Consider the following 14,084-nt stretch of genomic DNA (forward strand, 5'->3'; position numbering starts at 1 on the left):
CGCATGAGTGGAATTCATTTAGAACACATCAGTCAGCACTTCGGTGAGCAGATTGCTCTCAACGATGTCAGTCTTACGGTGAATGAGGGAGAGTTTTTCTCCCTTCTTGGTCCTAGCGGCTGCGGAAAATCAACATTATTAAACATCATTGGCGGTTTTTTAGAACCAACAAAAGGCGTCGTCTATATTGGTGATCAGGATGTGACAGCTTTGCCGCCTTACCAAAGAAAAACAGGTATGGTCTTTCAAAGCTATGCACTTTTTCCACATCTGACTGTATTTGATAATGTGGCGTACGGGCTAAAGGTTCAAAAGAAAAAGAAGGCGGAAATTAAAGAGAAGGTGATGGAAAGCTTGTCTCTTGTTCAATTAGAGGCATTTGCGAAACGGATGCCCCACCAATTAAGCGGTGGTCAGCAGCAGCGGGTAGCGATTGCAAGAGCGCTGGCGATTCAGCCGTCTGTTCTTCTTCTTGATGAACCGCTCAGCAACCTAGATGCCAAACTAAGAAAAAACATGCAGACAGAGCTGCGAAATATTCAAAGGAATGTCGGGATTACAACCATTCTTGTGACACATGATCAAGAGGAAGCCTTAAGCCTTTCTGATCGGGTTGGAATTTTAGGAGAGGGAAGAATTCAGCAGATTGGGACGCCTTTAGAGGTGTACCGCCAGCCAAACAATCGATTTGTAGCTGAATTCATCGGACAGGTGAACATCTTTGAGGCCGTGTACAATGAAGCTGATGCGGCATTTACAGTTCCGCATGTAACCCATTCAAACGGTCAGCATCTTCAGCTGCAGGCTGCGGCACATCAAGAGAAGAGGGAAAAGCAACTGCTTATGCTGCGTCCTGAAAGAATCAGTATCTCTTCTGAGCGGGAGGAAGTAAAGCCGAACCATGTATCAGGCGTGCTGTCAGATGTGAGTTATATTGGGCATTCATTACGTTTGGTTGTGGGGCTTGATAATGGTGAAATCATTGTCCATGCTTCTGATGCGGCATTTCCCGAGCTGCCTGAAGTTGGAGAAACCGTCCATATCCATTGGCAGCCTGAAGATATCGTTTTCTTAGATTCGAAGGTGCATACGTGATGCGAATCAAGAAAAAGAATCAACGATTTCATTGGTTTATGCTGCTGCCAGCCTGTTTGTTTCTTGTAGTATTTTTACTAGCTCCTCTGGTGATGATGCTAGTTCTCAGTTTTCGCGATGTCGATTCGATGATGAATACATTACAAACGTATAGCTTTTCTCAATATATGCATGTGTTCACGACAGATGCATATGTAAAGGCGATTGGAAGTACTGTGTGGGTGGCTTTGCAGACAACGGTGATTTGTTTATTGATGGCATACCCCGCAGCATACGTGCTCGTCAAAGCACCTAATCCGCGTTTGCGGGCATTTTTCTATATCCTACTTGTGTCGCCGCTTTTGACAAGTGTTGTGATTCGGACATTTGCATGGATTGTTCTTCTTTCGCAAAATGGTCTGATCAATGGCATGTTACTAGATTTACAGTTGATTGAGAAGCCGCTCTCGATGCTGTGGAATATGAATGCGGTCATTATTGCCTATGTCCAAGTCATGCTGCCATTTGCAGTACTGCCGATCGCAACAAGCTTAACCGATATGGATCGTCACTTAAGACCGGCTTCTATGAGTCTTGGAGCTGGCCGGATTCGAACCTTTTTTCATGTCACCTTACCACTGACCATTCCAGGCATGGTGACTGGCGCGATCATCGTCTTCTCACTGGCAGCAGGAAGTTATATCACCCCGCTGTTAGTCGGCGGACGGATGCAGCCGCTGCTGCCGCTGTCAATTTATCAGCAGGTCATGCAGGTGTATAATCTGCCTCTTGCTGCGGCTATGTCCTTTACATTATTGGTTTGTGTGCTTGTGGTAGTCAGTCTATTAAGCTATTTATTGAAGCGTTGGGAGGCGAGGATGCATGCGTAAAAAGTCAATAGGTGACCGCTTGCTTTCCATCCTGATTTGGACTGCTGGGTCATTGGTTTATCTTTTCTTAACCATACCTGTTCTTGTGATCGTCCTATCTGCTTTTAGTCCAAATGCCTTTCCTGAATTTCCACCGACTTCGTTCTCTGTGCGCTGGTTTCATGAGGTCGTGTCAAATCCAGAATGGATGGAATCTCTTCGGATCAGTGTGATTCTGCTGTTCATCGTGACGCCTCTCACGGTTCTTTTAGGGACAATGGCATCGTATGCTTTAGCAAGGCTTTCCTTTAAGGGAAAGGAGGCTGTCCAAGCTTTCATTCTGTCACCTCTCATGATTCCTCAGGTGGTGTTAGGGATTGCAATGCTTTACTTGTTTACGGCTATGGGCTTTACAGGGTCTTTGTGGGCGCTCGTCATTGGTCACGTCATCATTGGTTTTCCCTATGTGGTTCGAACGGTAGGCGTGAGTGTTTCGAATTTAGATCCGCGGCTTGAGCTGGCTTCAATGAATCTTGGCGCAGGACCCATTCGTACGTTTTTTCGAGTCACATTGCCTTTGATTAAGCCGGGAATCATTGCAGGAGGGGTGTTTTCAGCTGTGACGTCATTTGGGGAAATATCGATCAGTTTGTTCGTTTCCTCTCCTCAAACCATTACAATTCCTGTCAGGACCTTTAATTACATTGAGCAGACCTTTGATCCAAGTGTCAATGCGATATCTGTCATATTTATTATCATTTCTATCATTGCGCTGCTCATTATTGAAAAAACGATTGGTTTGTCTAAGGTGATGTAAATATAATGAAGAAACAAGGAGTTGTCATTTGAAATGACAACTCTTTTTTTTGTTGTTTTTACAGTAAAAAAATTCATTTTTTTAGGGAATATAGTTCTTAAGATTTAAGAATTTGCGGGGAACGCAAGGAGACCTCTATCCTACATTTTCGGTCATATTTTCAAAATTTAAGGGGAAATATGAAATTTTTGCGGTATTTAGTCGATTATTTTCGGTTGAACGCAACTATTATTAGTTATTTTCGGTAAATATCGTCAATTCTCACAGGATCCCTTCGGTATAACGCATGAATCTTTACACCCATTTTTCGGTGAAAAAAACAATATTTTCATATAAAGTGGACGTAAATAGAAAATATCTAAAAGAAAAGAAGAAAAAGGCAAATCTATGGAAACATAGAGACGCAAAGCCATGTCCTAAGGTAAATGATTCTTTTTTTGCTAAGGTCGGCAGGCTACCGAATGAAAATGGGAGTCCCTCCGTTTTATTCGGGGTGGGCTCCTTTTCTGTTTAACCGTCTATTTTAATGAAATAGACTTGGTTCTTTTGATATAGAGGGTGCAGGGTGAAATTGGTGGAGAAAACATAGAAGAGGCGGAGGATGAGAATGAATATAGTTTATTACCCCTTAACACATGCGCAAAAGCGAGTATTCTACACGGAAAGATTTTATCCAGGTACAAGTATTTCTAATTTGGGTGGATTCGCCAGGTTGAGATCAGCATCTGGTCTCGATCCTTCTTTGGTCGTCGATGTGCTTCAAGCGTACATTCGACAAACTGACTCTCTTCGGCTGAGGCTCGTGTATCGAGATGAAGAGGAGGAGCCTGTTCAATATATCAAACCTTATGAAAAACAGCCGATTCGCATGGAAAAGGGCTGGAGTGAAGAGGAAGTAAGGGTTTGGGCAAACGAGCAGATTCGTGAGCCGATGCCATTGATTGACAGCCCTTTGATTGAATTTACGGTGTTTCAAATCAGTGATCAAGAGTGCTGGCTGTTCTGTAAAGCACATCATATTGTCGCGGATGGTATTTCCATCATTTTAATGGGAAATCGCATTATTGATTTATATCATGACATGCTGCAAGGAGTAGACATCTCGCCAGTTGAGGAGATTTCCTTCGTTGATCACATCATGAGTGAGCAGACCTATGAATCTTCTAAACGTTTTCAAAAAGACCAAGCTTTTTGGAATGAGCAATTTGCTCATATTCCAGACTTCGCATCTTTAAAACCGCATAAGGGATACGAGATGAGTTTGCATGCGGAGCGATTTTCAGGGGATGTTCCAGATTCTTTAAAGGAGAAGCTTCGTGTTTTTTGTGAAGAACAGAAAGTCAGTATGCTTTCGATGTTTATGTCCACTGTCTATATTTACTTACATCGCTTTAGCGGTATGGAGGATGTCGTTCTTGGAACCTTTATGGGCAACCGGACGAATGCCAAAGAAAAAAAGATGATTGGGATGTTTGTATCTACGATTCCAATGCGTGCTTCTGTTCAAGGGTCGCAATCGTTTCTTGATTTCGTAAAGAAGGTCATGGCGGATCAAATGAAGATCTTGCGACACCAAAAGTACCCTTACAATTTGCTCATGAATGATTTGCGGGAAAGAGAAGGGTTTACAGGACGCCTTTTTGATATTTCTTTAGAGTATCAGGTGATGCAGTGGCAGAAAAAAGAGAATCTGTCGTTCATTACTGAACCGATTTTTAGCGGGAGCGGAATGAATGATATTTCAATCCATGTGAAAGACCGCTGGGATACTGATACATTGACCATTGATTTGGATTACCGTACAGATGTATTCACAGAAGAAGAAATGAGTAAGATGTTTGATCGATTCTTGATATTACTAGAAGCGGCCGTCTCTCAGCCTGATCAGCTGATCGGGACACTGCCTTTACTTTCAGCAGGTGAACAAAAGGAGCTGCTGCAATTATCTGAAGGAGAATCGTTTGAAAGGCCAGCAGCAAAACCGGTTCATCACCTGTTTGATGAGACAGCCAACAAATATGCAGGCCGGACAGCCGTTGTAGCAGAAGATGGAACAATTACTTACGGAGAGCTGCAACAACAGGCAGAAAAGCTGGCTCGTTTTTTACAAATGAAAGGTATCTCACGTGATGTGCCTGTTGCTGTTTTGATGGAGCGTAAGACAGATGCCATGGTAGCAGTCTTCGGCATACTAAAGGCTGGCGGGGCATATGTACCAATTGATCCGGCATTACCTGAGGAGCGCATTCAATTTATTGTGGAGGATTCAGGTGCTTCTATTGTGTTAACAGAGGAATCGTTCATTCAAGAATACCCAGCCCTTTCGGAAAAATTGATCGTGCTGCAGCAAATATTATTAGATGATGGACGGCTGCCTGAGCTTGTAGATCAGACGGCGCCGGATGATTTAGCCTACATGATTTATACATCGGGTACGACTGGAAAGCCGAAGGGCGTCATGATTGAGCATCTTCAGCTTCATCATTTGGTCCATGCTTTGCATCATGAGATTTATCAAGGGGCGAATGAGCTACAAATGGCGCTACTAGCCCCATTCCATTTCGATGCATCGGTCAAACAAATCTTTGCTGCCCTTTTATTTGGACATACGCTTCATATCATCCCGCGAGAAACGACGAGAAATGGCATGCAGCTAGCGGCTTATTACAGAAAACATCAAATTGAAGCGGCAGATGGAACACCGGCGCATGTGCAGCTTTTACTTGCTGCGGATTTGGACGGGCTGTCATTGACGCACATGTTGATTGGGGGAGAAGCGCTGCCTGCGAAAGCAGCACGTTCACTCATTGAAGCAGTTCGTATGAGTCAGCCTGATTTTACTCTGTGGAATGTGTATGGTCCAACTGAGACGTGTGTGGATGCGGCGGTGCATCGCCTGAATCTCAGTGAGCTGAGCGAATCAACTGAACAGCGCTATGTGACGATTGGAAAACCGCTTGGTCATCATCGCATTTATATTTTAAATGAATATGATCAATTGCAGCTGCATAGGGCAGCAGGAGAACTGTGCATTGCCGGTATAGGTGTTGGGCGAGGCTATGTGAATCAGCCTGAATTGACGGAGAAGGTATTCACAGCAGATCCGTTTTCTCCGCATGAGCGGATGTATCGAACGGGGGATCTAGTCAGATGGCTTCCAGATGGCACGATTGATTATCTTGGCAGAATGGACGATCAAGTGAAAATAAGGGGTTACCGGATAGAAACAGGCGAGATTGAAGCTGTGATGGAGCAGGTAGATGGAGTTGATAAGGCTGTCGTGCTAGTGGTTGACGAAGCGGATGGAGAAAAGGCGTTAAGTGCTTATTATCAAGCTCGTCATGAAGGTGTGTCTGTTGACATGCTGCAAGCGGCTATCAAACATCAGCTTCCAGCGTACATGATGCCTCTTTATTTCAAACAGCTCGATGCTTTTCCACTCACAGTCAGCGGCAAAGTCGACCGTCGTGCACTTGCTGCATTAAAAGGTGATAGAGCGGTACATGCTGTTTATACGGCACCTAGAAACGATATAGAAACGAAGCTTGTTCATTTGTGGGAAGACATTCTAGATCAAGAGAAGATCGGTGTGTATGATTCTTTCTTCGATCGAGGCGGGCATTCGCTCAAAGCGATGACCGTACTTACCAAGGTTCAGCGAGACTTTGAAGTGGAGGTGCCGCTCTCCGTTTTATTTGAACAGCAGACAATTGCTGCTCTAGCTGCTTATATTGAGAAAGCAGAAAGGTCTTCTGAAACGGTGATACCAAAAGCGCCGGCTGCTGATCATTATCCATTGTCGCCTCCACAGCAGCGCGTCTATATGGTGAGTCAATTGGAGCAAAGCACTGCATATCATATGCCTGCTGTTGTGAGGTTAAAAGGAACTCTGCAGCTTGAGAAGCTGACTGAAGCCTTTGACAGGCTGATTTCACGTCACGATATGCTGCGCACTTCTTTTCATACGATAAAAGGTGTTCCTCGTCAGCGGATCGTTTCATCAGTGTCCTTTCAAATAGAACAGCTGACAGGCGGTACGATGGAAGAAAACATGCAGCAATTTGTCAGACCTTTTGATCTTGAGTGTGCGCCGCTTCTTCGAATTGGTTTGCAGTCATTGCATGATCAGGAGCATTTGCTCTTTTTCGATATGCATCATTTGATTTCAGATGGTCTTTCGATCGATTTGATGCTGCGTGAGCTGTCAGATGCTTACGAGGGATCGGTTAAAGCACCATTGAAGCTTCAATATCAAGATTATGCAGTTTGGCAACAGCACCAAGGCTTTCAAAAAGAAGAGGCATTTTGGCTGCAAGAATTTTCGGGTGATATTCCGGCTTTACAGCTGCTGACTGATTATCAGCGTCCAGCTGTCCAGTCTTTCGCAGGTGATCGTGTCATCAAAGAAATAGATGAAGCGTTAAAGAATCAATTACAGGAGCTTGCAGCAAACCATCACACGACACTGTATACGGTCTTGCTTTCTGCTTACTATACATTGCTTGCCAAATATACAGGTCAAAAGGAATTCGTGGTCGGAACACCGGCGGCAGGGCGTGTGCATACAGATTTGAATGACATGATCGGTATGTTTGTCCAGACACTTGCTTTGCGGTCTGAGGTAGATCCGAATGGAACCATGTCTCAGCTGATTGAGCAAGTAAAGAAAAAGACAATGCAGGCATTTGAGCATCAGCAATATCCATTTGAACGGCTGCTTGAAAAGCTGAATGTGCCAAGAGATTTTAGCCGTCATCCATTGTTTGACACCGTCTTTACACTCGCGCCGGATCATGGAGCAGCCCAGCATATTGGAGACATGCTGGTCGAGGTTGAAGAAACCAATTTCCATATTGCGAAATTTGATTTAACACTGCAAGCGATGGAGTCCGATCAAGGTTTATCCTTTGTACTTGATTACAGTACGGCGCTATTTAAACGAAGTACGGCAGAGCAGATGATGAAACATTATGTTTATCTGCTGGAGCAAATGGTTCAAGCGCCGCAGGAAGCTATTCAATCCTATCGATTACTGTCTGAACAAGAAGCAGAAGCTCAGTTAAATAGGTGGAATCCGTTACCTTCGCCTTATCCAGCAGAAGAAACCATTGTGACGCAGTTTGAAAAACAGGTGCAGCAGCATGGTCATCAGCCTGCATTGCAATGTGAAGATGTGGTTCTTTCTTATCAAGAGCTGAATGACCGAGTGAATCAGCTGGCTCATTATTTGCGTGAAACTGGTTTTGAAAAAGGGATGAAAGCGGCCCTATTCTTTGAACGTTCCAATGAAATGGTGCTCTCTGTTTTGGCTGTGCTTAAGGCTGGCGGTGTCTATGTACCAATTGACCCCGATTTCCCTGATGAGCGCGTGAAGTACTTTTTAACAGACAGCGGTGCACAATTCTTACTGACACATCAAGTGCTGCGCCATCGCTCGGTGCTCACTGCATTTGAGGGAACCATCATAGAAACAGAAGATCAAGCGATTGCTCAGCAGTCAGACAGCCCTATAGATGCTCATATTTTACCTGAGGACTTGGCGAATTTGACCTATACATCAGGTACAACCGGTAAGCCTAAAGGAAATATGGTGACACACCGGAACATTTTGAGAACGGTGAAGCAATCGAATTATCTCACCATTCATCCTGAAGACACGGTGATGAGCCTCTCAAACTATGTATTTGATGCCTTTATGTTTGATGTGTTTGGTGCATTATTAAACGGAGCGAAACTCATTGTTCTGCCAAAGGATCATATTTTAAACATGAATGAGCTTTCTGGAGCGATTGAGAAGGAAAAAGTCAGTATTTTAATGATCACAACAGCTCTTTTTCACTTACTCATCGACATGAAAAAAGACAGCCTGAAAAACGTAAGAAAAGTGCTGTTTGGCGGAGAGCGAGCTTCTGTGCCTCATGTAGTGACTGCACTTGAGACAGTTGGGAAAGACAAGCTTGTTCATATGTACGGACCTTCTGAGAGCACAATTTTCACCACATATTATCCTGTGAATCATATTGAGAAGCAGGCGTTATCTATCCCAATCGGAAAGCCAGTGAGTCAAACGGCTGTTTATATTGTAGATGAGTTTGGACATGTTCAGCCGCCGGGTGTGGCGGGAGAGCTATGTGTCGCTGGTGATGGACTGGTGAAAGGATATTATAAGCAGCCAGAACTAACAAGCGAAAAGTTTGTCAACAATCCTTTCCGCCCTGGAGAGACCATGTATAAAACGGGCGATCTTGCACGCTGGCTGTCAAATGGAGATATTGAATTCATTGGACGGATCGATCATCAAGTGAAGATTCGCGGACAGCGTATCGAGCTTGGTGAAATTGAACACCAGCTGCTGCAGCATCCTCAGGTGAAGGAAGCTGTCGTCATTGCTGCTTCGAATGACACCTTATGTGCGTATTTCACAGCAGAAGGATCTGTTTCATTATCTGATTTGCGCGAGCAAGCAGGGCGTGAACTGCCTGTATATATGATGCCGGCATTTTTCATGCAATTAGACGAGCTTCCTTTGACGAATAATGGCAAGGTCGATAGGCGGGCGCTGCCAGCACCTGATCTCAGTGAGCAGGGGGCAAATGAATACACCTCTCCTCAAACAGAAACAGAGCGTCTGCTGGCGAACATTTGGGAGGAAGTTCTTGAAGTGCCGCGAATCGGCAGGCGTGATCATTTCTTTGAATGCGGAGGTCATTCGCTGCGCGGCATGAAAATGCTGAACAGGCTATATGAAGAGATGCAGGTGGAGCTCACTTTGAAGTCTTTATTTGAATCCCCAACATTAGAAGCGTTCGCCCTTGCGGTTGATCAAGCGGATCAAACGGAGATCAAGCGAGTAGAAGTTGCCAAAGAGGCGTCCTATTATCCAGTGACATCTGCTCAGAAAAGACTGTTTGTTTTGGAGAAAATGACTGATGCGGAGCAAAGCTATCATATGCCGGCTGCCTTAAAGCTAGAAGGAGCCTTTGATGAAAAACGATTTGAAAAGGCAATTGATCAGCTAGTCCAACGTCATGAAGCTTTCCGAACGAGCTTTGATTTTGTTCAGAATGAACCTGTTCAACGGATTGAAACAAATGTCTCTATAGACATTGAAAAAATTGAACAGAACGGCCGAGACATACAGGAATTAATGAATGACTTTATCAGGCCATTTGATGTTGAAAAAGCGCCTTTACTCAGAATAGGGCTGGTTTCCGTCTCCGTAAATGTCCATTATTTACTGATTGATATGCATCATATCATTTCAGATGGTGCGTCTGTTGGCATTTTAATTGAGGAGCTATCAGCCCTGTATCGAGGAGACAAACTAGAGGAATTACCTGTTCAATATAAGGATTATGCAGTTTGGTCAAAAAGTGAGGCATCTGCTGTGCAAAAAGCAGCTGAAGAGGCTTTCTGGCTGGATCAATTACAAGGGGAGCTGCCTGTGCTGGCACTGCCAGAAGATCTGCCAAGGCCAAAAGTGCAAACATTCGCAGGAGATCGTGTCTCATTTACAATCGAAGGTTCGCTTAAAGCGAAATTGGACGAACTCGTTAGAGCGCTCAACAGTACGACCTATACAGTCCTGCTTGCTGGCTACAGTATTCTTTTAAGCAAGCTTTCAAGACAAGAGGATATCATCATTGGTTCTCCGGTTGTTGGCAGAACCCATCCTGATATTCAATCTGTGATCGGCATGTTTGTGAACACGCTGGCACTTAGAACAAGACCATCAGGACATCAGACAGCTGCTGAATTTGCGTCAAATGTTCATCAGCTTGTGTTAGAAGCAAATGAGCATCAGCTGTACCCATTTGAAGAATTGGTAGATCAGGTGCAAACGGTTCGCGACACAAGCCGTCATCCAATTTTTGACGTGGTATTCTCAATGGAAAATGCGGATATTCGTGATTTATCAATGGATGGGCTTCACATTGTTCCACAGCCATTCGAAGAGAATATTGCCAAATTTGATTTGACCTTAACTGGAAACGAATCCGCAGATCAAATTGATCTCGTGTTTGATTTTAATTGTTCTATCTTTCAAAAGACGTCAATTGAAAAGTGGAAAGAATATTTCCTTCATTTGCTGGAACAAATGGTGTCAGCGCCAGATCAATCGTTAGATCAAATGCAATTATTGTCACCGCAGCAGCAGCAAAAACAGCTGAATGAATGGTCAGGTCCTGTTCTAGACGTCCCGTCAGATCAAACCGTTCATGCCTTGATTGAAGCTAAGGCACAAGAAGCACCTCATCAAAAAGCAGTGACCTTCTGCGGAACGAGCTGGACGTATAAAGAGTTGAACAGCCGGGCGAATGTAGTCGCTTCAAGACTCATCGCAAACGGCACAAAACCAGGCGACCGCGTCGGTATTCTCACCCGCCCATCCCTTGATATGACGGCAGCTGTCCTTGGCGTTCTCAAGGCAGGTGCGGCATTCGTTCCGATTGATGCAGATTATCCAGCGCAGCGTATTGCATACATGCTAGAAGACTGCGGGGCAGAGGTACTTCTAATGCAAAAAGGGCTTACTGCACCACCTTCCTTTACAGGTCAAGTGCTGTTCATAGAAGATGCCGTAGAAGGAGAAGCTCACGAGATTCAGGTTCAGATCAAACCAACGGATCTCGCTTATATGATTTACACGTCTGGGACGACGGGGCAGCCGAAGGGTGTCATGGTCGAGCATCAGTCCCTTGTAAATCTTGCATTCTGGCACAATGAAGCCTTCCAAGTGACGAAAGACGATCGAACTGCGAAATATGCCGGCTTTGGCTTTGACGCCTCCATTTGGGAGATGTTCCCGACGTGGATCGCCGGCGCAGAGCTGCACATTATCGATGAAGCGATTCGTCTCGATATGATCAAACTCAATGCGTATTTCAATAAAGAAGACATCACCATTGCCTTCCTGCCAACTCAGCTATGTGAGCAGTTTATGTCAATGGACAACCATTCTCTACGTTATTTACTAACAGGCGGAGATAAGCTGAAACAGGTAAAGCCAGTCCCATACAAACTCGTCAATAACTACGGTCCAACTGAAAATACAGTCGTAGCGACAAGCGGAATGATCGATCCAGAACAAGGCACGATTCCGATAGGAACAGCCATTGCCAATACACGTTTTTACATCATGGGTTCGTTATACGACCTGTCGCCGCCAGGCGTACCAGGTGAGCTCGTGATCGCAGGAAAAGGACTGGCAAGAGGCTACTGGAATCTTCCAGAAGAAACAGACAAACGATTTGTCCCAGATCCATTTTATCCGGGCGAGCGCATGTACCGCACAGGCGATCTAGTGAAATGGACAGAGGATGGTGAGCTGATTTATCTCGGTAGAATAGACCATCAGGTCAATATCCGCGGCTTCCGTATTGAGCTGTCAGAAATTGAAGCGCAGATCCTGACGCTGGATTCGGTCAAAGAAGCCGTCGTGACAACGGTCAAAGATGCAAGTGATCAGGACGCCCTTGCCGCTTACGTGATTACGGAGAACGATACAGAGGACTTAAAAGAAAGCCTGAAACGCACATTGCCTGATTACATGGTGCCATCATGGATCATAAAACTAGACCAATTTCCAATGACGGCCAATGGAAAGGTCGATCTCAAAGCATTGCCAGCTCCTGATATCGAAGCGAACCAAACGGTATACGAAGCCCCAAGAGACGAAGTGGAAACACTGCTTTGCAGCATTTGGGAAGATGTCCTTGGCGTCAGCCAAGTCGGCATTCACGATCATTTCTTCTTCCTTGGCGGAGATTCCATTAAAGGTATCCAAATGGCAAGCCGACTCACGCAAGCAGGCTGGAAGCTCGATATGAAACTTCTATTCCAGTATCCGACCATTGCGGAGCTTCGCCCATATATTGAAGAAGCCGATCTTCTCACAGCCGACCAATCACCTGTCAAAGGAGAAGTCATATTAACACCGATTCAACGCTGGTTCTTTGAACGAAACTTTACGAATCAGCATCACTGGAACCAATCGATGATGCTTCATGCGCCAAATGGTTTAAATGAGAAAAACGTTCAGCAAGTACTAGAGCAGCTCATGATTCATCATGATGCATTGCGAATGGTGTATCCGCTCGAAGAAGGGCGCGTCATCCAGCGTCATCGAGGAATCGAGGAAAATAATGTGGCAATTGATGTGGTGGAAGTAAAAGGAGAGCTGTCACAGCAAATTCAGCAGGTAGAAAAGCTGGCAAATGAAGTGCAGGCGAGTATGTCGTTAACGGAGGGACCACTAGTGAAACCTGCCATTTTCCGAACAGATCAAGGGGATCATTTATTGCTCGCTGTACACCATCTTGTCATTGATGGTGTGTCATGGCGCATTTTCCTTGAAGATTTCATGGCTCTTTATGAACAGTCGAAGCGCGGGGAAACTCTTACCCTTCCTGAAAAAACACACTCCTTCCAAGAATATGCCCAGAAGCTGACTGAATACGCTGTGTCAGATGAGCTGCTATCGGAAAGAGAGTATTGGAAAAAGGTGCTTGCGCATTCCGTTCCTCCGCTTCAAAAGGACCATGTCACGGAGGATCAACGAATGCTTCATACAGAGACCCTTCGTTTTACATTGTCTGAGGAGGAAACACACAGTCTGCTGACGGATGTACATGAAGCCTATCAAACAGAAATCAATGATATTTTGCTGACGGCATTAGGGTTGTCCATGAAAGAGTGGACAGGTGAAGACAGACACTTTATTTATCTTGAAGGGCACGGGAGAGAGGATATCCTCCCTGCGGTTAATGTATCACGGACCATCGGCTGGTTTACTAGCATGTATCCAGTATTACTGGATATGTCGCATGCAGACGATCTTTCTTATCAGATCAAGTATTTAAAAGAGGAACTCAGACACATTCCGAACAAGGGCATCGGCTATGGCGTTTTAAAATACTTAACGCCTGACAAGATGAAGGACGATATCGATTTTCAAGTCACACCAGATATCAGCTTTAACTATCTTGGTCAATTTGATGAACAGATCGGCGGCGGTGAATTGAGGCGTTCTCCATGGCATGCAGGACAATCGCTGAGCCCTGAATCCGAGAAACCTCATGCGCTGGATATTGTTGGTTTCGTAGAACAAGCCATGCTCCATGTGACGATTTCCTATCATCACCTTGAATTCGAAGAACGTACGATCGAACAGTTCAAGGAACTCTTAGAAAAGAATGTGAAGGCATTGATCTCACATTGTCTATCACAGGATGAGAGTCAGATCACACCTAGTGATGTGGGGGATGAGGATCTCACCATGGACGAACTTGAAAAGCTAATGGATCTATTTTAAGCAAAAATGA

The 14,084-nt window shown here is 44.8% G+C and carries 4 protein-coding genes and 1 riboswitch; all 4 genes read left to right on the plus strand.

Annotated elements, in window-relative coordinates:
* Positions 1–3: 3 nt before the first annotated feature.
* Positions 4–1,095, plus strand: a complete 1,092-nt coding sequence (locus MHI23_RS01985; protein WP_024427274.1) for an ABC transporter ATP-binding protein — start codon at positions 4–6, stop codon at positions 1,093–1,095.
* On the plus strand, positions 1,095–1,964 hold the full coding sequence (locus MHI23_RS01990) for an ABC transporter permease (RefSeq protein ID WP_149126008.1): 870 nt from the start codon (positions 1,095–1,097) through the stop codon (positions 1,962–1,964). Before MHI23_RS01985 ends, MHI23_RS01990 begins: the two co-directional genes overlap by 1 nt.
* Positions 1,957–2,760: an ABC transporter permease gene (locus MHI23_RS01995; RefSeq protein ID WP_024424298.1), complete on the plus strand. Its 804-nt coding sequence runs from the start codon at positions 1,957–1,959 to the stop codon at positions 2,758–2,760. The genes MHI23_RS01990 and MHI23_RS01995 overlap by 8 nt, the downstream gene beginning before the upstream one ends.
* A gap of 368 nt (positions 2,761–3,128) precedes the next feature.
* Positions 3,129–3,222: riboswitch (cyclic di-GMP riboswitch) on the plus strand.
* Between the two features lie 145 nt (positions 3,223–3,367).
* Positions 3,368–14,074, plus strand: a complete 10,707-nt coding sequence (locus MHI23_RS02000; protein ID WP_342492230.1) for an amino acid adenylation domain-containing protein — start codon at positions 3,368–3,370, stop codon at positions 14,072–14,074.
* Positions 14,075–14,084 lie beyond the last annotated feature (10 nt).

This window comes from Bacillus sp. FSL M7-0003, assembly GCF_038628485.1.
Lineage (GTDB): Bacteria > Bacillota > Bacilli > Bacillales > Bacillaceae > Bacillus > Bacillus safensis.

Coding starts and splice junctions, on each gene's coding strand:
- MHI23_RS01985 (WP_024427274.1), top strand. CDS start 4: ATGAGTGGAATTCATTTAGAACACATCAGTCAGCACTTCGGTGAGCAG.
- MHI23_RS01990 (WP_149126008.1), top strand. CDS start 1,095: ATGCGAATCAAGAAAAAGAATCAACGATTTCATTGGTTTATGCTGCTG.
- MHI23_RS02000 (WP_342492230.1), top strand. CDS start 3,368: ATGAATATAGTTTATTACCCCTTAACACATGCGCAAAAGCGAGTATTC.
- MHI23_RS01995 (WP_024424298.1), top strand. CDS start 1,957: ATGCGTAAAAAGTCAATAGGTGACCGCTTGCTTTCCATCCTGATTTGG.